We start from the raw sequence: 25646 nt of genomic DNA, 5'->3' as shown, positions 1-25646 counted from the left end.
GGAGTACATTAAAAATCAATAAACTTTTGAAGGGCTATGAAAAGCGGTGGCTTTTAAGCCACCCGTGCATTTACTTTAGGGGATATTTCATGTATAAAAAGATTTCAGTTGCAGGTATTGGTTTTGTCAATTTGTTGTTACTGGCTGGTTGTGCAGGCTATAAAGCAATGCCGTTACGTCGCCTTAATGCAAAGAATACATTTCATATGGAAGATAACTTTGTATATTTTGACTACAAGGTATTGGATGCAAAAGAGTGTAAAACATATCTAGGTCGTAATGTAATTGCAAAAGGATATCAGCCGATTCAAGTGAGTATTCATAATAACTCAAAGCATTATTTTAGCTTATGCCTAGAGAATCTGAGCTTGCCAGTTGTTCATGCGTACGAAGTTGCAGAATCTGTACACACAAATACGGTAAAGCGCGCTACAGTTTATGGTATATTGGGTATATTTATTTGGCCATTTATTATTCCTGCAGTTGTTGATGGATTTGGTTCTAAAGAAGCAAATGAAAAGCTAGATTTTGACTTTGCGCAAAAAGAGCTCAGGGACCAAATTATACAGCCATATTGCTCAGTGACAGGTTTGATTTTTGTGCCAATTAATGATTTCAGATCAGAGTTTTCTTTGTCTATTGTCGATTTAGATACTACTAAGACAATTGAGTTTTCATCTACTCGATTGCAAGCAAAGGTTACTACTAAATTTTAATTAAGGTATGATTAGAATGCCCCTGAAGAAATTTAGGGGCATTTTCTTCTTTTGTTTTCAGTAAATTTGAGTTATAATTAACAAATATACATATAACAACAGAAGTGGGGGGATTCTAACGGTTTACCTGTTGATCTTTTTGAACCCCTCAGTAAGGGGTTTCCTGGTTTCTAATCGATACTCAGATGTGCTCCTTTAATTATGTCTAGAAAGGACACATGTGAAAAAATTTTCTGATTTTACATTTTTGCCCGCGATTAAAAGTTCTTTAGAATCACTTGGTTTTACTGAGCCAACTGATATTCAATCAAAGACAATTCCATTATTACTTGATGACTTTAAAAGAGATGTGCATGCACAAGCTCAAACAGGAACGGGAAAAACTTTGGCTTTTGGTATACCACTGTTGCATGCTATTGATATTTCTAGAAAATCAGTCCAAGGTTTAGTGATGGCGCCAACACGAGAGTTAGCATCACAAATTTATGAAAGTTTACAAAGTATTTCTAAGCAAAGCGGTATTACTATTGAGGCGCTATATGGCGGTATGCCAATGGATAAGCAAATTGCATCTCTAAAAAAGGGTGTGCATATTGTCGTTGGTACACCGGGTCGCATTAATGATCACTTAAAAAGAAAAACATTAAAGCTTGATCAGCTTAGTATTTTGGTATTAGATGAGGCTGATATTATGCTTGATATGGGCTTTAGACAGGAAATTGATGTTACGCTTAAGTATACGCCAAAAAATAGAAATATATGGTTATTTTCAGCAACGATAATGTCTGGTGTAAAAAAATTAATTACATCGCACATGAAAGATGTTATAACGCTTACTTCTGGTCAAAAAAATGCAAGTAGCAGACAAGTAAAACAGTATTTTTGTGTCGTACAGCAGCGTCAACGTGTTGAAGCAACAGCTCGCTTTATTGCTGCAAGTCCAGACTTTTATGGTATTGTATTTTGCCGCACACGTTCGTTAACAGCTGATGTTGTAAAAGAACTATCTCGTAAGGGAGCAAAAGTTAACTGTTTGCATGGTGATATGCGCCAATCTGCACGAAATCATGTGATTAAAGGTTTCAAAAACAAAGAATTTAATGTATTAGTAGCAACTGATGTTGCGGCGCGTGGTATTGATGTTTCAGATTTAACGCATGTTATTAATTATAATATCCCTGATGATAATGAAAGTTATGTGCATCGTATTGGTAGAACAGGCCGTGCTGGCAAAGAGGGAGTTGCTATTTTGTTTGTTGCGCCATCTGAATTGTATCGCATGAACCGTTTGGAAAAAGTAACTAATTCTAAGCTTGAAGAAATTAAAATTCCACCGTTTGAATCTATTTTAAAAGTACGTATGAAAGAGGTTTCTGCTTTCATTACAAGTGTTGGTAAACATATAGATAAATCGTCTGCTATTGATAAAAGTTTAAGAGATCTTTTTGCTGAATGTGATGTGCAAGATTTAGAACATGCATTTGTTGCATTAATTAAAGATAAATTCTTTAATGGCATGAATGAGCAAACTGATTTTTCTACACCAACAAAAGAGCATCATTCGCGATCTACTAGACGTTTTTCTCGTGATGATCATCGCCACCGTAATAATGGGAATGATCGTAGTAGTGATCGCAGAAGGAGTGGTGGCAGAAGAAACATGAGATCAAAAAAACAAAGGGTATGAGTATAATAAAATCGATCTCGGTTTTATTCGTTTTTTTTCTAACTTTTTTTGCTCAGGCTATTAAGTTTATACATACACCTATTTCTGATGGTTTTCTTTATAGTGAGCAGAAGGTTAGCTGTTATTGTGATCAGACAGAAGTTGGTTTTGCATATGTTGTTCAATGTGCGCGTTATATATGCGTTATTCATAGTCTCTATGTGTATCCAGATTTTCGGTGCAGGGGTTATGGAGGGGCACTTGTTAAGCACCTATGTTCTTTTTTGAAAAAAAATGGTGGCAAACGTATATATATTCAACCGGGTCCATTTGAATTGACTGATAATGGTTTGTATAAAGAGATAGATATATCTTCGTATGAGGTTAATATTCAGAAGTTGATTGTGTTTTATAAAAAGTTTGGATTCAATCCTGTAAGCAATATTTCTTCTTTATGTGCTAAAGTACTTTATGGAATAGTTTGTATTGATGAAAATGCTAATTATTTAATGGTTAAGAGAGTAAGATAATTTTAAAGTTCAATATATATCTTTAATAAGGTGGGTTGCAGATTTTTGCCAACTGATCACATAACCTTTTGAACGTTTTTGTTCAGTTTGCCCAGCATAGATAATATAGTTATTTTCTGATTTAGTGCCAGATATTTCGTTCCACTTTGTTATTGTTTTGAAGAAGGTAGGTACAATGGTTTCTCCTGATTTTATCTCAATAGGTATCTTATTTTCTCCTCTGTCTATAATACAATCAATTTCTATAGTACCATTGCGATCTCGCCAAAAATAAAGTGGTGGTCTGTGCCCACGGTTAAAAAATTGCTTATATAAATCAGCAATAATAAAATTTTCAAATAGACTCCCACGAAAAGGGTTTGTTATGAGCGCTTGTATGGAGCTAATTTTTAATAAATAAGAGGCAATACCGGTATCATAAAAATATAGTTTAGAGCGTTTTGTAATACGCTTATTAAAATTATTAAAATGTGGTTGTAGTCGAAAAAGAATATAGCTTGCCTCGAGTATTGTTAGCCATTTATTTGCGGTTGGCGCAGAAATACCGCAGTGCATGGCAATTTCAGACAAATTAAGAAGCTGGCCAATTCTTCCTGCGCATAAAGATAAAAATTTTTGAAAAACTGCAAGATCACCGATGTTCGTTAATTGTCGTACATCACGCTCTATATATGTTCTGATATATGAAGGGTATAGATCATAAAAGGGTATTTCTTCCTTATACAGGCGAGGATATGAACCTTGGATTATATGTTCTAAGGGATTTTTTTTCAAAAGATTATGTTCTTTTAATTCGTAATTTGAAAATGGTAGTAATGTTAGAATGCCCACTCTACCAGCAAGTGATTGAGTAATTGCTTGGTTCATTAAAAAGTTTTGAGATCCAGTCAATATAAAGTATCCTGGTCGATTCTTTTCATCAGCTTCAAGTTGAACATAGGATAGAATATCAGGAGCATACTGAAATTCATCTATGATAATGCCATTTTTATTATCATGTTGATTGATAAAGCCTCGTGGGTCCGTACGCGCAAATTCTCGCAGATTGATATCTTCAAGCGATAAGAAAATATGATTTTTAAAGAATTTTTTAACTAATGTTGTTTTGCCAGATTGGCGTGGTCCAAGGATGGCTATAACAGGAAATTTAGTATATCGCTTGAGTGTTATCTCAAGATCTCTTTTTAATAACATGAGTAATATCCATATTTTGGTAAAGAGGTGCAACAAAGTTGTGCTAATTGAAAGTCCAATTTTAAAATAGCACAACTTTATGGGTATAATCAAGAGAAGCCTGTTAATAAAGTTACTTTTTATTAACAGGCATATAGGTGAGAATGTTATGTGTGATTAATTAAATGTGCGATAGAAAAAACTCTAACTGAGTGCTATTTTTTTTTGAGCATTGGCAAACCAGTGCGTTTATTTTCAATTACTTTGTAGCCATCAGGCAATGCATCAAGAGCATTTCCTTTTCTGATATCACCAGCAAAATAAAAAATTCTCTGCTTTCTATCACCAGCAAGTTTTACTTCTTTTGAGTGTAAGTAGTATGTTTTACCGCTTTTTTTAGATATGACGCTATATGCCATAATTAAACTCCTTTTTTGAGTGGAATAGTTAACTTTGATTTTTAGTATTAAAAGATTGATCTAAAAAAAGCTAGATATTAAGTGAATAAAAAAATTTCCCAACTTTTTTAAGCTGAGGAATTTTTGTTTTATTTTTTATTTTGTTTTTTACTATCTGAGTTTCAGTGTTTTGTATATAAGATAGGCATAAACAGAGGATTTTATGGCAAATACACCGGATAGCACTAAAGGAGCATAGGTTTTTTTTCCGTATACCCAAAGCATTGTATTGTTCGTTGGTTGATCACTATTTGCTCCGAAAAGTTCTGCTACTGCATCATAGATTACATTTTTTTCATTCAAAACTTGTGGATCTTGTTTATCAATTTTTTCTACTTTGTGAGTCTCTGATGTTAAGTACGACATAACAGGAATTATTCCAACTTTAAATTCATTATAGCTCATATAATTTTTATAGAATGTACGTAAATACTGTATAGACTGATATGTTGACTTAACAAAACCATAGGTTCCTACGGCAGCAAGAATATTGTCAAAAATAAATTCACGAGTCCAGTCTGCGTGCGTCAAAGGTGTTATTGAAGCCGCAAAAGCTAATAGTAAAAGAAATTTTTTTATTATATTCATAGTGCAACATCTCCAGATAAATATATGGCATTTATTCTAATTGTAACAAATGCTTGGATTGTGTCAAATGGATAAATTCGAGATATTGAGGCCTTTGTTGAATTTGTTCGTTATTGATCACATCTCTAGCCTTTATAGCAGCACTACAGGCCATCTGAGCATGGAGTTTTTTATTGAGATGATGAGTTATCTCTTCTGAATTTAACTTTTTATACTCAATAATCCAACCAACCATTTGTTTAATGAGCTCCTGTAAATTAGTATTTTTTAGGTGTACCGGTGTAGCATGAATAATAATCTGATCTTCACCAAAAATTTCTGCGTTAATACCGCTTCAAGCAAAGTGAATAAAAAATCACTCAGTTTTTATACCGAGGATTCATTATAATTTTTGACGTGTCTAAATTTTTATTTGCTAGGAAAGAATTTTTTATAAGCTAGGTAGCCATATCCTAATGCAGCAAGGCTATATCCTACAGATTTAGCAAGTAGTATAAATTTTTTTTTGTATATTAATATGTCTATTTTTGGTTTGGACCATTGATCGTCATTTGCTTTAAAATATACAGGGGGGCCATTTTTTATAAAGTTTGTCATTTTTGGTATGTCGTTGACATTATAATTACTTCTTTTGTAGTAATCTCTTCTTATTTCTCTATCCATTTGTATTTTTACTCTATCACGACAAGTAAATGAAAATGCTTCATGAAAACAAATTGAATTTTTTATTGCATAATAAGCAGCTATTCCTAAAAATCCTAGCGGGAATAGCCCACTGACAGGCCAACGAGTCCAGTCTGCGTGTATTAAAGGTGTTATTGAAGTCGCAAAAGCTAATAGTAGAAGAAATTTTTTTATTATATTCACAATCCAAATTCTCCAAATAAATACATAGTACTTATTCTAATTGTAACAAGCATTTGGATTGTGTCAAAATGAGTAAATCAGAGACATTTGGGCCTTTATTTAAACTGTTTTGGGCAAAATACCTATGGAGAGCCACTTGGGAAGGACTGTTGGAGTTATTACCAGTTAATAGTACTTTTTTCAGTGTAATTTCGCTTAAATTTCTTTTTTATCTCATCTAGTGCTACAAGCCATCCTGTTGGCCTTCCGTGAGGGCAGGAGAATCTATTGGGAGTATCATGCAAATCAGTTAGCAGCTGTTGAATTTGTTCGTTATTGAGCGTATCTCCAGCCTTTATAGCAGCACTACAGGCTATCTGAGCATGGAGTTTTTTATTGAGATGATGAGTTATCTCTTTTGAGTTTAACTTTTTATATTCAATAATCCAACCAACCATTTGTTTAATGAGCTCCTGTAAATTAGTATTTTTTAGGTGTACCGGTGTAGCATGAATAATAATCTGATCTTCACCAAAAATTTCTGCGTTAATACCGCTTTGAGCTAAAATATCTAGATGCATTTTGAGCAATGTAAGATCTGACGATGTTAGTCTTATTATCTGTGGAAACATTAATTGTATGATGGCAATTTCTTGTGATTGCTTTGAAAACAGTTCATACAGTACTCGCTCATGTGCGGCGTGTTGATCTATCATCATGAGACCGCTTTCATGTTCAAGCAAAATGTACGTTTTATTATATACACCAACGACGTTGAAGGTTTCTACACGTTTATTTTGTATTACTTCATTATTATTTGCTTCATCTATTTGCTGTAGCTTCTGTCGATTGAGCACTGTATGTTCTGATGAGGTAATGTGTGTATCAAAAAAAGTTGGTTGCTTTTTTTCAACATGTTGTGTTGTATAAATTAGTTTTTGAGGAAACTCGCTGGGAATATGGGCGGACTTGAATGTAACATGTTGTTTTATCTGTCTACTCAAATGGTGCTCAAGTGTTTGTTTAACTGCTTGTTGTAATGCATTGGTGACACGTTGTGGATGTAAAAATTGTACCTCTTCTTTACGTGGGTGTGTGTTGATATCGATTTCTTTGGGATAAACAGTAATAAATATGCATGCAGCAGGATGTCTACCTGCTGGGATGACGTTGTGATAGCCTTTTAACAGTGCATTGCCCAGTTGATAATTTTTTACCCAGCGATTGTTTACAAAAAAATAAATGTAGCTACGATCGTATCTGAAAAATTGATGGTTAGAGATGGTACCACTGATTGTTATGTTATTTTTTTGCAGGGTATCTTCAATATAAATCATGTGCTTTGTTATTTGTGTGTCCCATACTTGTGTCAAGCGATTTTCAAGTGAATTAGTTATTGGATTATTACTTATTTGTTTGCCATCATGGTGTAGAGAAAAATGAATATGTTGATAGCTTAAGCAAAATGCCTGAAATAGTTGCTGAATATGGCGCCACTCTGTTTCTTTTTTTTTCAAAAATTTTGCACGAGCGGGCACATTAAAAAATACATTATTAATGGCAATATCAGTCCCTTGTGCAGCAGGTGTTTCAGAGATATTATGTATATGCCCTCCAGATAATTCTATTTTAGTTCCGGCAAAGCTGTCTTCTGTTTTAGTGATAAGTGTTATCTCGCTCACTGAACAAATGCTAGAAAGTGCTTCACCACGAAAGCCAAATGTAGTAATGCTGCCAAGATCATTGATGCTGTTAATTTTACTTGTTGCATGATGTTCAAAACATAGTTGTGCATCATCTGTATTCATGCCACAACCATTATCAACAACACGAATTAATTTTTTTCCTCCATCTTTGATGTAAATATCAATTTTGCTTGCACCAGCATCAATTGCATTCTCTATCAATTCCTTTACGATATTAGCAGGGCGTTCTACAACTTCTCCTGCAGCAATTTTTTGTGCCTCTTGAGGAGATAATTTTTTTATTTTTGGCATATATATCCTTCGTATGAAGGATTTTAACATAACAAAAATACAATAAAAAGTTTATGCATACAGAGAAGTGCCAGCTAAATGGACAAGATAACCATTTCCTTGTGTTTCGAGAGAAACAAGAGAGAGATGATCGATTGCTGAAATCTGATGTAATGTTGCATATACTTTTTCTATTGAGTGAGGGTATTTAATATGAATAGTAAGCTCAAGTTGTTCTTGATTGCGTGAACATGAAAGAAGAGTAGTATTGTTACCAAGTGCTTTCAGGATATCTTGTAAAAGGATACTAGGGTTATTTTTTTGTAATGACCATTGCTTAACGTATGCAATGCGATCTTCTAAAAATTTTACTTGTTCTTTTAGTTTGTTTTGTTGTGTAATAATACTTTCAAAATTAGTGATTTTTTGTTTTTTTTTATTTTCATTGTGTCGAAGATCAAGATATATGCATAGCTGTTTGGTTTGTATAATGGCAATAGTAATAAATGTGCAGCATATAAAAAAGAGTGAGAAACGGTACCAGCGTCCAATTGCATATTGTTTGTCTGGGCTTACACTGTTGATAAAATTAATTTTTTTCATGTGTATGCTTCCATTATATATAAACCAGTTATGCCCAACAGCCACGAAAATTCTTTTGTTATATCAATGCTCAATCCAGGATGAATGCGTATAACGCGTAAGATAGTCTCAGGCGTGAATAAAAATTCTATTCGATTACCGTGCTGTTGTATATCATGTGCAAGTTGGCTATGTCGGAATGCAGCTCCTTGTATAAAATGATATAAATGTAACAAGGCATGATGATATGTGGTAATTGTTATGAGATTAATATGATTGGTTACTGCAAGTAACTGATATTGAAATAAAATCTCTTTTGGTATACCAGTTACATAAAAAACAAAGTGACCATTGTCAGTAGGATACACGTACTGGAAGTCCCATATACTTTTTTGCATATTGGTGCCGAGCTCAATGGTTGTCGGGTGTGCATTAGCTGTTTTTATGAGTTGCTCATGGATATAATTTCCAGTTAGCCACATGTTAACAAATGCTTTGTGTAGTGTATATTTTTGTAAGAATTGGCTTATATAGTGGCCAAGTGCTGTTGGATTGTACAAAGTACCTTCGTGTAGTTCTAAATGTGTGCAGTGAATTTTACGATAAGAGGTCAAAGTTGGTATTTTGTTTTTACGACTAATCCATGCAAGACATAGATATTCTTGACTAAAGCCAATCGTGACTATTTCGTAATTATTGTTTTTCTTTGGCCACATGTGGGATACTTCCGCTTACAACTCTGTCTTTTTTTTCTAAATCCTTATGTATTACAACGTTTGTGTAACCGTATTGTTCCATTAATTTTTTAACACTTTTGCCTTGCCGATACCCGATCTCTATTATGAGTTGAGGGATATTCTTTTGTTCGAATTCTGTATTTTTTTTAATATAGTGCAAAGCACCACTAATAATGCTTTCAATTATTTTTAGTCCATCATTATTTGCAACAAGCGCATTTTTGTCTTCCCAAGTGGTAACGGATGTATCGAGCTGCTTCCATTCTTCTAGTGATATATACGGCGGATTGGAAACAATAATATCGAACTGTACTTGCAGTGGAATGTTACCAAATATATCTGAAACCAAAAATGATGCATTGGTTATGGTATTATGCTGTGCGTTTTTTTTGGCAAGCACAATTGCTTTTTCAGAAATATCACTTCCCCATACAGTAGCGTGTGGCAACTGTTTGGCGAGTGCAAGTGCAATGCAGCCACTTCCGGTTGCTATATCTAAGATGGCTATTTTTTTATTTGTAAGTCTATTGAGTTGTTCTGCTAGTTTTATTGCCCATTCTTCTGTTTCTGGACGGGGAATAAGCGTTGGCGGTTCTACTAAAATTTCTAAATCAGCAAAAGGAACATTACCAAGTAGATATTGCAATGGTATATGTCTTTTGATTTGTTGATCAATCCATAGTTGTAATGTTTGTTGTTGTGCGGAATTTAACGTAAATGTTTTTTGAGCCAATAAGTGTGCAATTGTTTTGCCAGTAAGTGCTTCGAGCATCCACCACGCGTATTGCTGGCAAAGTATTGGGTCCTGATAGCGCGTGTGTAATTTATTAGCTATATCAGTAATTGTAGTAGTAACTGTTTTCATAAGACTACCATGCACTAGTTTGTGCGTAGTTGTCAAAGATATTTTATGAAAATTATGTGGCTAAGTAGAACATTATGATTATTTTTTTTTGTTTGCCATGATATGATGCGGAATACATATTGGTTCGATGTGTTGTTGGCGATAAAAATGTGCAAGTTGTTTGTCTGCAATTACTGGATCAAAATGTGCAACTTTTTTGTCCATACGAGAGTAGCGAATACCATAAAAATTGATGCCAAGATTGTGTGCTAAATCTTTAATGTAATTAAGATTTTTTTCTTTATCATCAATAAAAATAATGGTATGTGGATAGTAATTGTTATGTTCAAAAACTTCTTTAAGGACAATGTTTTTATTATGTCCGTGGCAAAAAATAGACCCATTGTGGCAATGGTACTTTTTTTCTATATAGTTTCCAAAAAAAGCTGATGAGCTAAAATCTATACCTAGTTCTTTAAGTTGTTCAGTGCTACGTTTGACGATATGAAATCCTTGTGCTGTTAAGCCAATAACACGCACGCCCATATTTTGTACTTTATTTATGATGTCAGCTACATCAGATTCTGTTGGTACTATATCAATTGTATTTCTAATCAAATAGTAAACAGGCAAAATGTATTGAGCTGCTAAATCCATACTTAATCCATTTTGCGCGTATTTTTGCATCATGTGATAAAACCATTGATCGCTGCCAAGCTCGATTTCTGTTTCAATCAGTGTGTTATCAAAGTCATATATAACTAAAATACCATACTTATCTGGTGCATTAGGGATATAATCAAAAACGGATTTAAGTTGGTCACTTTCAGTGATGTATGGATACAGTAGATGATTGAAAAAGAATAGCATAATAATAAATGTGTATTTTTTCATGCTGTGCTCCTAATGAGTAAAGTAAAACTAAGTTGAGTAGCTGTGACTAATAGTTAACTTATGAATTAAGCAAATCGTGCACGTACTCTTGTTTATCAAATAATGTGTATTGTTCTGGCTGTTCACCAAAAGAAATATACGCAACAGGAATTTTCAGCTCATCAACAATGCCAAAAACAATACCACCCTTGCCAGTACCATCCATTTTGGTTAGAACAATGCCGCTCACATCAGTTGCTTCATTAAATAATCTTGCTTGCTCGAAAGAATTTTGCCCGAGCATAGAGTCGATAGTTAGTAATGTGCTGATTGGTGTATCTGGCAAGTGTTTTGTAACTACTTTTTTAATTTTTTCGAGTTCTTTCATCAAGTTGATTTTTGTTTGTAAACGACCAGCGGTGTCTATAATTAATGCGTCGAAGTTTTCATCAATAAATTTTTTGCACCCAGCAAATACGACACTTGCTGGATCCTGATTTTCTTTACCAATAACAACCTCAACGCCGATTTTTTTTGCCCATTCGGCTAATTGATGGGTTGCGGCTGCACGAAAGGTATCTGCTGCAACAAGCAGTACTTTTTTACCTTCTTTTGTAAGCGAGTGTGCTCGTTTACCAGCAAAAGTGGTTTTTCCGCTTCCATTAATGCCAACTAAAAGTGTTACTGGGCTAAGGCAATTATATGCTTGTTGTGCGAGTAACAATAAAAGATGTTCCTCTAATGCTTTTTTTAGATCATTGCCATGTGATAATGCGCCGGCTCTCCACTGGTTTTCAAGCTTGGTAATAATTTTTCTAGTTGTTGCCACCCCAGTATCAGCTGAAAGGAGCAGTATTTCAAGCTCTTTAAGAGTATCTTTATCTATGCTTGTTTTGCCAAACAACGCACTAAGTTTTGATGTAACGGACGAATATATTTTTTTGAGTTTGTCTTTTATGAAGCTAAACATAGTGCTATGAGCATAGCACATTTTTTACGTCATGTTACATGGTAGTTTGAGTTTCTTCGCTCATTGAGAGTGCAAGCCATATTTTTTCTAGAACTGTTTTTGGCTTTTTTTCCAGATACTGCTCAAATGTTGGAATAAAATAGACATATCCTTTGGGTTTAGGGTCGCAATATGCTCCATCAGAACCAAGAACAACAATATTATTTTTAAGAGTGATTACTTCAATTGTGCTAGGATGATATGTGACTAAATCAACCGGCCTGTGTGAATATATTATTTTTTGGGGTTCTTTTGCTAGACTAAAATGTATACCATCAGAGCTTACTAGCACTTTAATTTTTTTTGCTCTGTTCTTTCCTTGTTTATTGTCTAATCCAACGAAAGACATGGCACTATAGTTATATTTCTTTGTTTCTTGATTATAGGTAAAATCAATTTTTGATGGATATATACCGTTTTTTAAAATGCATATTTGTTTTAAGTCATTTTGTTCACCAGGATGTTTAATAACGTGTACGATTTTTTTTGCATTTTTAACTGATGTGTGGTGAATCTCATCTGCCTTTTTTAGAAGAAAATACATTTCAGTTGCCGTTATATGTGTATTGTTTTCTTGAGCTGATGGTAATACGTTCATTGTCTTTATATGTGTGTCATGTATTATAGCACCAAGAAACCACACCAACATTATTTTATTCATAGTCTACTCTCTATTTATATGGATTATTGGTTTATACTTGTAACTGAATAACCTGAAAAAATATGAGTGTCAAATGCTTATAATGTGTTGTGCACGTTGTAAAAACAGTTTAAGGCGTCGATAGTCGTTGCCAGTCAATAAGCAAAAGCTTTCGATAAAAGAATGTATTTTATTGGTAGATAGAGCATTAAGATATTTTTGATACCTTAAAAGGGCGAGCAACAATTCATCCATATTAATGATCTGTCCAGACAGACCAAATAGTAAATGAAGATAGGCTGTGTTGCTGAAAAATTGTTTTGCTAGTTCAATATGTGGCATACCAACAAATGAATGAATTGTTGGTGGTTCTGGTGCTAGTAGATAGTAAATAGTGCCTTTTTCTTGATAGCCTACACACATACAATTAAATGTTGTTTTTAAAAATTCAAAAATCTGTGGCTGTTCCGCCAATAATTCCTGCTCAGTTTTTTGATATGCAAAAGGATAACGGGCCGGGTCCATTGAGCCTGTTTGCATTTGGTGCACAATACCAAAGAGCGTTCTTTTGTTTGTGCTTACAACTACAAGAGAACCAAAATGGGGAAACTGGTTCCACTGCCAGCTTTGTGCTAGCCATTCATGTAATGAGCTTTCTATTACTTCAGCAAAATCATTACTACTTTTTATCATGTTACTGATCGTAACACAAAATTTTTAAAAAATTCAAATGGATTAAATAATAAGCATCTCATGCGAGCCGGATTACATTATTGTGAAAATGGATAGATACTTTTTGTGCATGCAACTGGGTATGCTTATTTTTCAATTGAAAGTGGCTGAAAAATAGTTTTTTGGATTGAGTTTGATTTTTGATGCGTTCTTTTAAGATTTTTTAAAAAGCTATTGCGGTGGATAATACTTTCAGTTTGATGCTCGAGAATATCTTTATGCTTTTTAGTACCATAGCCCTTGTGTTGTGCTAAATGATAGCCAGGAAATAATGGATCCATGCGCCTGATAAGATCATCTCGAGTAACTTTTGCTAAAATCGATGCTGCAGCGATAGAGCAAGATGTTCTTTCTCCATGAGGGAAATAATGGACAGGTATGGCAGTAAAAGCAGTATCCCAAAGGTCTAATGGCATGGCATCGATCAAAATTGATTGAGGAATATCAGGGCAAATAGCCAAGACCTGCATAAGTGCACGTTTCATACCAATAAGAGTAGCTTGCCAAATATTATGTTTGTCAATTAACCTATTATGTACAATACCAATACCATACCAGCAGTTTCTTTGAATCCACCTATATGCAAGTATTCTTTCTTGTTCGGACAATAATTTAGAATCCTTCAGGCATTTATAGGAGGTATTTAGGGGTAAAATAACCGCAGCAGTAACCAAGGGGCCGGCAAGACATCCTCGACCTACTTCATCGATGCCACATACTGTTAACTTTTTTTGCCAAGCAGCACACTCAAAGGTGTTTTTTTTCAATTTGAACGGTAATTTACGTGTTGATCGAACATCTTGTAGATTTATTTTTTCCATTTGACAAGACTTTGAATTAGAGTACAATTAGAAATAATGCAGTAATCTAACCATATAATTAAGACGATAACAGGAGGAGTATATCATGTCATCTCGTTCAACGGAATTACGTGTTAAAGAACTTTTAAGAGAAAAGGGCTGGACAACCAAAATTTTGGCTGAAAAAACAGGTATGTCGGAAAGTTATTTAACGCACATAAAAAATGGAACGCGACGATGGAATGAAGACTCATTGCGTAAATTGGCAAATGCTTTTGAGATCAGTCCAATTGATCTTTTTGCACAGCGTCGTCAACGTACCGATGATATTGATAAAAACGTTAGCATGCCGGAAAAATCAGATGTTGAACTTAAGGTTCAAATTGTACCGGTTGTGGGCGATGTACCTTCAAATCCATCTCCATACAATAATCAATTAATGCAAGTTACTACTGGTTTTAAAGATATCTTTATTCCAGTACTCAATACTACTGATAGTTCAATGTTTGCGCTTTCTGTAGAAAATAATTTAATGGCGCCTACTTTTGTAAAAGGTGATTGCTTGATTGTGTCACCAGAAGTGTGGACGCGTTCGGGTGATATTGCTGCAGTTGAATACGGTAATGATACACCAATTAAAGCAATTATGCAGGTTACTTATACTGATGACTTTATTGTATTGGAGTCAGTAAATCATAAGCAAGCTCCTATTGCTCTTGTTCGCGGAAAAGATCATTTTAGAATTATTGGTCGGGTGATTCAGCGTCACCAAAAGCTTGCATAACTAATTTTGTACAGTTATAAAAGTATAAAAATACCAGAAAACTCGCCTTTTTGAGTTTTTCTGGTATTTTTATTGTATATGTGTCGTGCTAAATGAAATCAATGGTGATTTCATAGTATTTAATACTTCCACTTAGTGCTAGGGAGCTTGCTTAATGTTTCGTTATGAAATTCTTATGCTTGCTATTCCTGAAATTACTCAGGATGAAAGCAAAAAATTAGAGTCGCATCTTGATAAAATTGTACAAGATGCTAAGGCAAATATAATTTCTTTTGAGCGTTGGGGTAAATACCGCCTTGCGTATCCAGTAAAAAATAATGACTATGGTGTCTACTATTTGGCGCGTTTTGAAACCGAGCAGATTGGCTTATTGCTTGATGAAATTAAAACACTTTTCCGCGTAAAGTTATACGATATTGTAATACGTAGTATGATAACTAGGCTTGATGCTTCAGGATCACTTAATTATCAACGGCCACCATCGCTTGAAGAAGCGCCATCAAGGGATGTAAGCTCTTTTTTAACCGATAGTCTTTCCGGTTCAAGGAGGCGAGGTCGTTCAAGAGGTGATTGGGGTTCTAGATCAGAACAAAAAGAGGCTGCTACTCAGTCAGCTTTTGTAGGAAGTGATCAAAAAGATAATGTTGCTATAACTGATAAAGAAGCAGAGGTAAGCAATGACTAAGAAAATAAAATTAAAAATTAGTGCGCGTTTATTAAAAAAACGTTTTCGTCGTCAAGCACTTAAGGGTAAAAAACAATGTCGCTTTTGTGAAAGTGATCAGCATGCATTGCAGCATTTAGATTACAAAAATGCAGTTTTTTTGCGTGGTTTTTTAACTGAGCGTGGTAAAATTCTACCATCACGTATTTCAGGTGCCTGCTGTAGACATCAACGTATGCTTTCTGGTGAAATCAGGAAAGCGCGGACTATGGCACTTGTGCCATACTGTGCACCGAATTACTAAAAATAACTTTTTATTTTTTGTATATGATACAATCCAAACTCGCCTTTTATGGCGAGTTTTTTTATTATCGTACAAAAAAGTTGGCGTATTTGTGTGCTGTGTGCCATCTAACAAGATACTTCTCTAAGGCTAGTGCGAGTTTTACGTGGTTATGATGCAAAATTTAGCGCGTGTGAGCAAAGATAAAAAACGATCAAATTAAAAAGGGTTTTGGTTGGAATTGTGGTAATGCTGTGTTACAATAAGTACCATAGATATTTAAATTAGTTACAGAAAAAAATTATGAATACAAGAGATTATTTGAAGACTCGTAATATAGCAATCATTGCCCATGTTGACCATGGTAAAACTACACTAGTTGACCAATTACTCAAACAATCAGGTACCCTTGAGGCCAAGCAAGAAGCTGCAGAAAGGGTGATGGATAGTGATCAAATTGAAAAAGAGCGTGGGATTACTATTTTGGCTAAAAATACAGGTATTAAGCTTGGTGATTATACGATCAATATTGTTGATACACCAGGGCATAGTGATTTTGGCGGCGAAGTAGAGCGTACGCTGCAAATGGTTGAAGGTTTTTTATTATTGGTTGATGCTGCTGAAGGAGTGTTGCCAGGTACGCGATTTGTATTGCGCAAAGCATTACAACTGGGTCTCAAGCCAATTGTGCTGATTAATAAAATTGACCGCAAAGATGCTGATATTGCTCGTACAGAAGAAAGCGTTCATGATTTATTTTTAGATTTGGCAATACATGAGGACCAACTTGAATTTCCTGTGCTGTATGGTTCTGGAAAATTAGGCTTTGCTTCAACTAATTCAGATGATCGTTCTGGCGATATGCAGCCAATATTTGATGCGATTATACAAAAAGTTCCTGCACCACAGCCAAAAAAAGATAATTTACAGTTGTTGGTTACTAACTTAGATCATTCAGATTTTTTAGGGCAGATTGCAATTGGCCGTGTGTTTAGTGGCTCTATAGCGCTTGATCAACAGGTAGTTCCGTGTAAAGATGATACGGTTGGTAAACCGCTTAAGATTACAAAATTATTTACCTTTTTTGGACTTGATAAAGTTGAAACACATACTGCTATTGTTGGCGATATTGTTGCGGTAACAGGTTTTACTGAACCTGTTTCAATTGGTACAACGCTATGTGATGTTGATCATCCATTGCCGTATCCGTACGTTGCAATTGACGAGCCAACGTTATCGGTATATTTTTCTGTAAACAATTCACCATTTTCTGGTAAGGAAGGTGACTTGCTTACTTCTCGTCAAATCAGAGATCGTTTACAAAAAGAACTTAAGACAAATGTTGCATTACGCGTAGAAGATACTGAATCGCCAGAAATTTTTAAAGTGTCTGGTCGTGGACAATTGCATTTAGGTGTATTGATAGAAAATATGCGGCGTGAGGGTTTTGAGTTACAGGTTTCTGCACCAGAAGTTATTTATAAAACAATTGATGGCAAAAAACATGAGCCAATTGAATATGTGGTTATTGATGTTCCACAAGAATACCAAGGCGTGGTAATGGAGTATTTAGGTAAACGTAAGTCTGTTGTAGAAAATATGGCTACATACGATGATGGAAGAATGCGACTTGAGTTTGCAGTTCCCTCTCGAGCGCTTCTTGGATTTAGGAGTCAATTTTTGACTGATACACGTGGTACAGGTATCGTTAGTTTTAGTTTTCATGGTTATGAACCATATAAAGGTGATATTCCAACACGCATAAAAGGTGCAATGACTTCAATTGAGACAGGTACAGTTACTTCTTACTCACTTGATAACTTACAAGCGCGAGGTATCTTATTTGTTAAGCCTGGTGACCAAGTGTATGAAGGTATGATTATTGGAGAAAGTGCTCGAGCTGATGATATGGCAGTGAATCCGTGTAAAGGTAAAAAACTAACAAACATGCGTGCGTCTGGTTCGGATGATAGTGTTAAACTTGCACCACCTCGTGTTATGACGCTTGAAACTTGCATGGAATGGATTCGTCCAGATGAACTGATTGAGGTGACACCAAAAAGTATTCGCCTGCGTAAGAAAATTTTACGTGCAGTCATGAGAAAGAAATCATAAAAGTTATTTGGGCAGGATATTATTATATGAATTATCTTGTGCAATTTGTTCAATCATGGAAAAAGTCATTAGAGTTATTTGTACCGAATAGTTTTAAGTTATTTGTGTTGGTAACGATTGCAAATATACTTCGTACGTATAAACATATATTTACCTATTTTTTACCTTTTTTTGTTATAGCTATTATAGGGCAAAAGCACTTTGTGCTTAAGTTTGTATTTTTTTTGGGATTTTCTTCACGTATTACCCATCCGATAACATTTGCACTTGTTATTGCTATGCTTGTTCCCTGGTTATTTGCAAGTTATCTTTGTTCTAGGCCTTCAGTTCTTAAAAAAAATTTTTTCTATTTTAAACACTATATAGTGCATTTTTGTGTTTTCTTAGCAATCGAATTATTTGTGCTCTTTTTATTAAATCATTTACTTGTTGCATTGTGTTTTTTTTATTCACGTACTTCTCTATTTTTATTGCCTGTATATGCATACTTGTGTATCTCAATACTACTTTTTCCATTTTTTTTACTTGATGCTCAAGCATCGTTAATTAACAGTTTTTTTTCAGTTATTCGTTCACTTTTAATGGGATTATATAATTTTCCAGCATTGTTCATTATGTTTTTGACAGGTGTATTAATCCATAAAGTTATTACGTATATCTTTTTATTGTATCCTTTTTTATCCCATAGCGTGCTTATTTTATGTATTCCAATTGGTATATGTGTTTTTAATACTGTGTACGTAAAAAAACTGCACGAGCAATTTTCCTTATATTTTACAAATTTTTCTTAGAGGGATAATGGTATGTATGAATATTATTTTTTAATATTTATATTTTCTTGTGTATATCCGTTTTTTGTATATGGGATGAGGGATAAAAAAGAAGGAGAACAAAAAGAGTGTAAAGCAAAAGTGCATGTTGTTTCAGATGTTTTTCCGTTATCAGTAGTTTACAGGCAAAATATGTCTTTGACTGATAGATGTGTTAGAGAGGTTGCATTTTTAAAGGCACAATACGATTTGTTTCCAGAAACATTTCCGAAAACACTAGCACAGTCATTGTTATTTTTTAAAAAGGGATCTGGGCAAGAGAGTGAGCTTTTTTATCTTATTGCGGGTGATCCTATTTTGACAAAAAAAATAAAAAGCTTGGTTACGCTTTTTTATACATATAATGGTGATCCACATGCCACATTTTTGGCATTTTATGAATTTTCAAGCATGAAGCTTCCCAAATCAATTTTATCTTCTTATAACTGCGATCTTTTACATTGTCTAAAAAAAACAGCAAAAGTATGGAAAAAAGATCTATTGGATTGGCAAAGAATTTCTGTGCATCAAGGTGAATTATATTCTAGTTATTCAGATGAAAAATATTATCAAATTATTGGAAAGTTACGAACTGGTATTGCTCCAATTACCAGAAGGTATGATGTTCCATGGTGGTCGATTGTATTTAATGCTCAAGTATTAAGTAAGCAGGCATTGATTAGTTATTATCAAAGACAAATTCATATTTTTCCTTCATTTCAAAAAATATTGCAAAAATATATTACAGATATTGAAACAGCAGCAACTCAGCTATGTAATCGTGAAAATAAAGAGAAGTTATTTGTTGACTATATTGAACAAAATAATGCAGAAAAAGCTAGGCTTATGCTTGATGTTGGTATTGATCAACAAACAATTAACCAGCAGTGGCAGTTATTGGCCAAAAAGTATATTGCATATGGCTTATTGAAAAAGGATGAAGAAAAGAACAAGCAAATGGAAATTCTTTCGCTTGTTAAAGAGAAAGCAACAATATATTTACGGCCAAATATGTTATTAAATCTCGAAACAAAAGAAATTACCACTGCACATGTTAAGCGATTTTTTCAGTTGGCATGCCCAGAAGAATGTGTACCATTTGTTACTTTTGAAATTGGCTTTAAAAACTCAGATGAATTTTCACTATTGTTTTATGATTCAGAAAAAATACAACCTATAGATCTCATTCCTGTTCTCTCACAGATACCTTCTTATACAATAGATGCTATTGAAAAATTTTATCCTATTTTTCGATTTATTCACGATAATGACAAAAAGGTAACTATGAATGAAAATATAAAAAATTCTGGTTATTTATTTGATTCAGTAACTGTTCTTTACAATTATGGTAACTTCAAGAAGAACAATAAGTATTGTCGTACGAACTATTTGTATAATATTTATTTAAATCATAGCGCCAGTGTACCTCTTTTGAGGCTTCTTGTTGAAACGTGTGCTATAGATTTAGACAAAAAAATAGGTACTAAACAGATATCCCTTTATGAAAGAATAAATCAAAACACAAAAGATGAATGTTATAAATATTTGCAATCACTTAAAACAAAATAAGTGTTATTTACGCATGTAAGCATAGTTTATCTAAAAATAATACATATTTATCTATTGAACAGATTAAAAAAATTAAAAATAATAAAATAAATAGTGTCTTGTTTACACTATTCCTTTTGTTTTATATACTTGTATTATTACGAGTCTACTTTTTTGGGGACATAAATCTTTAGTATTTAGGTTGTCAGACCAATTTTTTAAGTCTATTAGAATGTGCTTTTTATTAGGGCATTATATGATTAGTATGTTACGTATACTTTTTGGTATAGGTTTACTCTTATTTCAAATTCAGTCTTTGAAGGCAATGGAAGAAGAGGCTATTTTTTCTGTAGAGAGTAATAGTATAGGAGTATATCAAGGATTTGAAGAGGAAACTTATGAAATGCTGCGATTTGCTTCTACATGTATAGATGGACAAGAAAAAGGTACAAAAACACCTAACTCACTAGTTGTCTTGGCAACAATAGCAGCGGGGAAACAGTATGGTGCTAATCTTTGGAAAAATCGTGATAAAAAGTATAATTACAGCGAAATAATAAAAAGTAATTGTATGTTGAGCTTTTTGTCTGATTTGTCTCTTCCATTTTATTTTTGTAATGGAAATGCGAATGCACTTTATTTGCTTCAATCGGTTGTGTATGGTGTAGGAAATGTATCTCCATTGGTTAAAGTTGATAATCGACATAAAGAGTGGATCGAGAAGTTCGCCGATATTATAGCGTCTGATGTGGAATTGCCAATTTATATGTATGAACTATATAAGCCAGATCGGCTACGCATTTTATTTGATAGTGGTTTGTTTTTACCAAAGGATGTTAAGCGATACCTGGATGGCATTAGGTGTGATGATATTGAAAGAAAAGATATAGATGCATGTATACAATTTTTTAATGAATACAAAAGCACTGATATTCCTAATATTGTCAGAAGAACAAAATTGCTCAAAAAAGCGGTTAAAGATGATGATATTGATTGTATACAAAAGTTGATTTTTTCTGGTATTGCAAAAAAAGATTTAGTTTCTTTGATTTTTAAAGGAAAAACAAAATTTTTATCGTTTCTTTTCAGTCTTTCCAAAGAATGTATGCTAAGCGCTTTAAAAGCGCCAATAACAAGAATTGGAAAAATAGAAATAAAAAAAAATGGAAAAGTAAAAAAAAGGCCAATAACTGTTGCCAATTTGGTTTCGCTTGTAATAAATAAAGAGAATCTTACATGTAATGATGCTGCTATGAAAATATTAGTAATTTTAATGCAAGAATATTTTAACGACGATAATCTTGAGAGAGTTGTTGATGAGCGATTGTTAATATATGATCACATTAAATCTTTTATAGAACTTGTGAAAGAGATTGGTGTATTAAATAAACCGGTTGTACCGTTTTTTAATAAAGAATTATCGTATTATGAAAAAAAAACACCATTATGTTATGCAATCAATACTTACAGGTACTCAACTTTTGGTAGTAATGTTGTACATTTTTTGATAGAAAATGGTGCAACAGAGTGTGCTTGGAAGGATAAAGAAGATAGGACTCATCATGGTAAAACTAAGGATTCTATGATGGTTTATACTTTGATGCAAGCAGGTATTTTTTTACCAAATTTTATTAATTTTCTTAAAGAAGATCTTTATTATGATGGAAACATTAGGTGTCCTCGTTTTGATACTGCAAATATGAATCGTGTAAGAATGCTTCTTAAGCTTTTTGCAAAAAAAAATATTCCTGTAAAACTTCCCATTAGTACGTGGATAAACTTTTCTTGTTTGCTTGCGAATTATCGTATAAAATTTGATTTTCTTAGATTAAGAAACGGGTATGAAGTATCATCGGATGATGATGTAAAAAACACATGCAAATACTTTATTGAAATGGGATTATACAAAGCTGCGTTACATTGTATCGAATCGTCTGATCTGAACAACCTTGCAATTTTACAAGATATTCAACAAATGAATTGTGTTGAAATAGATGCCGACGTACCTAATGATGGCAATAAAAATAAATTTAAAGAATTTCTTACAAAGAGAATAAATGAAATAAAAGAATCTCCTAATGGTATAGAGGAATTAGAAGAGTTGCTTGAGGAACAAGAGCCTATATATTATTATATTTTTCGCAAGCCTACAAGATTGATAACTAAATCGTTAGTGTCGATTAGCTTATTTTGTGCGCATACTTTTAATTCATGTGTGAGTTGGTGTAAGAGCTGGTTTATATAGTTTTTGTATTAGGTATGCATTATAAGTATTATTATTTACGCTGTAAGCATACGTAGCTGATATTAAATAGTCTGTCAAATGGTAGCAGATGCCGTACTGAGTCTTTTTTCTGTTGCATCCACAATGGTATAACTTTTTGTGCATATTCACTGAATTCACGCAAGCCTACTTTATGTTCGATATTGCCATTTGATGCGATATATTGCTCTGGAAATGCAATTCCTATACCAAATAATCGTGGCATGACTATGCCGGTAGTATCGTCATATGAAATAGTTGTTTGGCCATTTATTGATGGTAGTGGGTTACGCTCATAGCCAACAGCGTAAATAATTTTAGTACATAATGCTGTCCAGAGTGTAAGCGTTTCATCACAACTAAAAATTTTTAATAAATTATGTGGTGGATTTTGTTCATAAACCTCTTTTGCCCATTCTGCTGCAATGCCGCTCAAGCCACTATTTTCTGCACCAGGATCTGTCCAATATATTGGTTTGCTACGATAGAAATTCATGATACGTGCTATCGGAAGTTCAGATAAAAATTTGAGTATCAGCATTGCGGAATGCTTATCACCAACTACAGCAATTGTGTCATTTTTTTCAATTTGTTTTGCGAGTTCTTCTTTTGTAAGTGCTACATCAAGCTGAATTTCTTTATCCTTTATATAATTGAGTGTGCGTGGTCTACACCCTGTTGCCAGAACAACATGATTGCTTTTAAAACAGCAGTTGTGTGTATGTATGTTCCAGATATTATTGTTGAAATTTAATTGTTCAACGTGATCTTCAAGTGACAATATTTTATTGCGTAAAATATTGGTGATATCCTGGAGTGGTCGAACAATTAAATCTAAAACACATTCCTTTTCAGGATCGCATTCTTTTAAATGTTGTATGGCTTCACTTTGATATGTAGAAAATTCCTTGCATGCGTTAATGTATGCAATAAAATTTTTAGTTAAACTATTTGCAGGTACTGTGCTATAATATTTACCAATTCTGCCCACATTAAATTCTGGGTCAATCCAAATAATACTTGAAGGGTCAACACCTGCATCTAATAGTAATCCAATAACAGTGATACCTGCTGGTCCACCGCCAACAATAGTCCACTCAGCATTTACTGCTTGATCTAAGTTATCCCTCGTTGTTTTATCTAAAAATAATACACGTTTTTCTATTGAACAGATTGGAAAAATTAAAAATAAAAAAATAAATAGTATCTTGTTCACAATATTCCTTTTATTTTATATAGTCATTACTATATATCTACTTTTTTTGGAACGGTAATGTCTAGCATTTAGAAAGTCAGGTAAGTTTTTTAACCATGTGATGAAGATATTTTTTTGTTGAAAGTATTATATGATTGGTATATTACGTATACTTTTTGGTATAGGTTTGCTCTTATTTCAAATTCAGTCTTTGAGCTCAATGGAAGAGGAGACTATCTCTTCTGCTAAAGATAGTAGCAAAATAGTAGCGCGTAAAGACAATAAACAGATCATGCACGATCTGTCACAATTTCTTGCTCCTGCATGTATAGCTAGTACTCCTATATATGTAAACGGGAAAAAAAAAGACACAGAAACGCCTAATTCATTATTTATTTTGGCAGCAAAAACAATGGTACAAAGTCATGGTAATGATCTCTGGGATGGTTTTGATAAGAGTGATTTTGTTACAGAATTATTGAAAGGAGGTATAATACGGGCTTTGCCGTCTGATGTGTCTCTCCAATTTTATTTTTGTAATGGAAATGCGAATGCACTTTATTTACTTCAATCGGTTGTGTATGGTGTAGGGAATGTATCGCCATTGGTTCAAGTTGATAATCGACATAAACAATGGATTGAAAATGTTGCTAAGATCATAGGGGATAATGGGAAAATATTAATTAGTAACAAGACATCTAAAGATGATCATTTGAATGATAAGAAATATTTTTGTCATGTAGAAGATTTTAATCATCCTATACTTCAATATCAACTATATAAGCCACGTAGGCTGCGCATCATGCTTGATAGTGGTTTGTTATTATTAAAAGATATTAAAAAATATATTCACAATGGACATATTATTGGAAAAGAAGAAAAAATAAATTTTGAGAAATGGTGTGATGATTACGAATACGCTACTGGAGAAAAAACTCATGATACTGAAGAAAAGGCTCTTAAAAAGGTTCTTAATATTGTTCAAAGAACAAAATTACTCAAAAAATCGGTTAAAGAAGATGATATTGATTGTATACAAAAGCTGATTTTTTCTGGTATTGCAAAAAAAGATCTAATTTCTATGATCTTTAAAGGAAAAGAAAAATTTTTACATTTTCTTTTTCAAGAGACTTTAGAAAAACGTTCTTTAAGGGTCTTAGGTTCACCAGTGATTAAAGGTAAAAAAGAATTTACTCTTGATCGTTTGGTTAGATTGATATACATGAAAAATAATATTAACAATTGGCTTGAATATAAGCCTGGTGCTTTTGATGTAGTAATGCTCTCAATGGCAATGGAGTGTTGTTTTAGTCATAATAAGTCATCATTAATTGAGCAAAAACATATTAAATTTTTTATAAAATTTATGAAAGAGGTTGGAGCATTAAACAGTCCGATTATATCTACTTGGAGTCATGTACCAAATCTGAAATTTTCGAATAACGATGGATATGATAATTATATCAGTTGTACACCACTATATTATGCAATTAAGTCTGGTAAAAATAAAAAAACTATAAAAGAGCTGATAAGCAACGGTGCAACGGAGTGTTTTTATAAATATAATCACCATATTTTTTATGATACCATTAAATCAAAATATATAGTTAAAGCATTAAGTCAGAAAAAACTTGAAATGGAAAGTGCTAATCAAGAGTGTCGAGGCATTGGAGAGAAAGAAGACAACATTGGAGATAAAATAGATGATAGTGTAGTTGAAAATGTTGAGCAAGAGTGTCAAGAACTTGAAGTGGAAAGTGCTAATCAAGAGTGTCGAGGCATTGGAGAGAAAGAAGACAACATTGGAGATAAAAG

General features: G+C 33.5%; 26 protein-coding genes. 11 read left to right on the top strand and 15 right to left on the bottom strand.

Annotated elements, in window-relative coordinates; translation table 11 throughout:
* Positions 1-89 precede the first annotated feature (89 nt).
* From KC460_04130 to KC460_04120, 3 genes are all read left to right on the top strand, one after another.
* Complete coding sequence (locus KC460_04130; GenBank protein MCA9770529.1) at positions 90-716, top strand: hypothetical protein; 627 nt, start codon at positions 90-92, stop codon at positions 714-716.
* A gap of 220 nt (positions 717-936) precedes the next feature.
* On the top strand, positions 937-2403 hold the full coding sequence (locus KC460_04125) for a DEAD/DEAH box helicase (GenBank protein ID MCA9770528.1): 1467 nt from the start codon (positions 937-939) through the stop codon (positions 2401-2403).
* Positions 2400-2912 (top strand): GNAT family N-acetyltransferase, encoded by a 513-nt coding sequence (locus KC460_04120; GenBank protein MCA9770527.1) that lies wholly within the window; start codon positions 2400-2402, stop codon positions 2910-2912. Before KC460_04125 ends, KC460_04120 begins: the two co-directional genes overlap by 4 nt.
* Positions 2913-2921: 9 nt before the next feature.
* Here the strand turns inward: KC460_04120 and KC460_04115 are convergent, their stop codons facing one another.
* The 14 genes from KC460_04115 to KC460_04050 form a co-directional block, all read right to left on the bottom strand.
* Complete coding sequence (locus KC460_04115; protein MCA9770526.1) at positions 2922-4106, bottom strand: ATP-binding protein; 1185 nt, start codon at positions 4104-4106, stop codon at positions 2922-2924.
* A gap of 194 nt (positions 4107-4300) precedes the next feature.
* Positions 4301-4504 carry a hypothetical protein gene (locus tag KC460_04110; protein ID MCA9770525.1) on the bottom strand — a complete coding sequence of 68 codons (204 nt, stop codon included), beginning with the start codon at positions 4502-4504 and terminating at the stop codon, positions 4301-4303.
* 150 nt (positions 4505-4654) lie between these two features.
* The gene (locus KC460_04105; GenBank protein ID MCA9770524.1) at positions 4655-5131 is read right to left on the bottom strand and encodes a hypothetical protein; all 477 of its coding nucleotides are present in this window, start codon (positions 5129-5131) and stop codon (positions 4655-4657) included.
* A gap of 31 nt (positions 5132-5162) precedes the next feature.
* A complete protein-coding gene (locus KC460_04100; protein ID MCA9770523.1) occupies positions 5163-5459 on the bottom strand; it encodes a hypothetical protein in 297 nt (98 codons plus the stop codon).
* 80 nt (positions 5460-5539) lie between these two features.
* Complete coding sequence (locus tag KC460_04095) at positions 5540-5998, bottom strand: hypothetical protein (GenBank protein ID MCA9770522.1); 459 nt, start codon at positions 5996-5998, stop codon at positions 5540-5542.
* A 158-nt stretch (positions 5999-6156) separates the two neighbouring features.
* Entirely contained in the window at positions 6157-7974 is a 1818-nt protein-coding gene (gene mutL / locus KC460_04090; protein MCA9770521.1) for a DNA mismatch repair endonuclease MutL, read from the bottom strand.
* Between the two features lie 51 nt (positions 7975-8025).
* Entirely contained in the window at positions 8026-8556 is a 531-nt protein-coding gene (locus KC460_04085) for a hypothetical protein (GenBank protein MCA9770520.1), read from the bottom strand.
* Positions 8553-9251 (bottom strand): hypothetical protein, encoded by a 699-nt coding sequence (locus KC460_04080; protein MCA9770519.1) that lies wholly within the window; start codon positions 9249-9251, stop codon positions 8553-8555. Before KC460_04080 ends, KC460_04085 begins: the two co-directional genes overlap by 4 nt.
* Entirely contained in the window at positions 9229-10137 is a 909-nt protein-coding gene (prmC, locus tag KC460_04075) for a peptide chain release factor N(5)-glutamine methyltransferase (protein ID MCA9770518.1), read from the bottom strand. The genes KC460_04080 and prmC overlap by 23 nt, the downstream gene beginning before the upstream one ends.
* Before the next feature lie 78 nt (positions 10138-10215).
* Positions 10216-11010 (bottom strand): DUF2608 domain-containing protein, encoded by a 795-nt coding sequence (locus KC460_04070; protein ID MCA9770517.1) that lies wholly within the window; start codon positions 11008-11010, stop codon positions 10216-10218.
* A gap of 58 nt (positions 11011-11068) precedes the next feature.
* Positions 11069-11959: a signal recognition particle-docking protein FtsY gene (gene ftsY / locus KC460_04065; protein ID MCA9770516.1), complete on the bottom strand. Its 891-nt coding sequence runs from the start codon at positions 11957-11959 to the stop codon at positions 11069-11071.
* 34 nt (positions 11960-11993) lie between these two features.
* Complete coding sequence (locus KC460_04060; GenBank protein ID MCA9770515.1) at positions 11994-12659, bottom strand: hypothetical protein; 666 nt, start codon at positions 12657-12659, stop codon at positions 11994-11996.
* 69 nt (positions 12660-12728) lie between these two features.
* On the bottom strand, positions 12729-13331 hold the full coding sequence (locus tag KC460_04055) for a hypothetical protein (protein ID MCA9770514.1): 603 nt from the start codon (positions 13329-13331) through the stop codon (positions 12729-12731).
* A 125-nt stretch (positions 13332-13456) separates the two neighbouring features.
* Positions 13457-14191: a ribonuclease HII gene (locus tag KC460_04050; GenBank protein MCA9770513.1), complete on the bottom strand. Its 735-nt coding sequence runs from the start codon at positions 14189-14191 to the stop codon at positions 13457-13459.
* An 85-nt stretch (positions 14192-14276) separates the two neighbouring features.
* Here KC460_04050 and KC460_04045 point away from each other — a divergent pair, with 85 nt between their 5' ends.
* The 7 genes from KC460_04045 (at position 14277) to KC460_04015 (ending at position 22618) form a co-directional block, all read left to right on the top strand.
* Positions 14277-14954: a helix-turn-helix transcriptional regulator gene (locus tag KC460_04045; GenBank protein ID MCA9770512.1), complete on the top strand. Its 678-nt coding sequence runs from the start codon at positions 14277-14279 to the stop codon at positions 14952-14954.
* Positions 14955-15108: 154 nt separating this feature from the next.
* The gene (gene rpsF / locus KC460_04040; GenBank protein MCA9770511.1) at positions 15109-15639 is read left to right on the top strand and encodes a 30S ribosomal protein S6; all 531 of its coding nucleotides are present in this window, start codon (positions 15109-15111) and stop codon (positions 15637-15639) included.
* Positions 15632-15922, top strand: a complete 291-nt coding sequence (locus tag KC460_04035; protein MCA9770510.1) for a 30S ribosomal protein S18 — start codon at positions 15632-15634, stop codon at positions 15920-15922. Before rpsF ends, KC460_04035 begins: the two co-directional genes overlap by 8 nt.
* Before the next feature lie 282 nt (positions 15923-16204).
* A complete protein-coding gene (gene typA, locus KC460_04030) occupies positions 16205-18016 on the top strand; it encodes a translational GTPase TypA (protein ID MCA9770509.1) in 1812 nt (603 codons plus the stop codon).
* 26 nt (positions 18017-18042) lie between these two features.
* Positions 18043-18807, top strand: a complete 765-nt coding sequence (locus tag KC460_04025) for a hypothetical protein (GenBank protein ID MCA9770508.1) — start codon at positions 18043-18045, stop codon at positions 18805-18807.
* A gap of 12 nt (positions 18808-18819) precedes the next feature.
* Positions 18820-20394 carry a hypothetical protein gene (locus KC460_04020; protein MCA9770507.1) on the top strand — a complete coding sequence of 525 codons (1575 nt, stop codon included), beginning with the start codon at positions 18820-18822 and terminating at the stop codon, positions 20392-20394.
* Between the two features lie 235 nt (positions 20395-20629).
* Positions 20630-22618, top strand: a complete 1989-nt coding sequence (locus KC460_04015; protein MCA9770506.1) for a hypothetical protein — start codon at positions 20630-20632, stop codon at positions 22616-22618.
* 31 nt (positions 22619-22649) lie between these two features.
* On the opposite strand, the gene KC460_04010 is transcribed toward KC460_04015, so the two are convergent.
* Positions 22650-23852: a hypothetical protein gene (locus KC460_04010; protein ID MCA9770505.1), complete on the bottom strand. Its 1203-nt coding sequence runs from the start codon at positions 23850-23852 to the stop codon at positions 22650-22652.
* A 130-nt stretch (positions 23853-23982) separates the two neighbouring features.
* Here KC460_04010 and KC460_04005 point away from each other — a divergent pair.
* Positions 23983-25646 (top strand): hypothetical protein (locus tag KC460_04005; GenBank protein ID MCA9770504.1); only part of this gene is annotated, 1664 nt, incomplete at its 3' end.

The organism is Candidatus Dependentiae bacterium (assembly GCA_020431705.1).
GTDB lineage: Bacteria > Babelota > Babeliae > Babelales > Vermiphilaceae > JAGQHQ01.
Note: the sequence above shows the minus strand (reverse complement) of the source record. Positions and strands in the feature narration are given on the sequence as shown.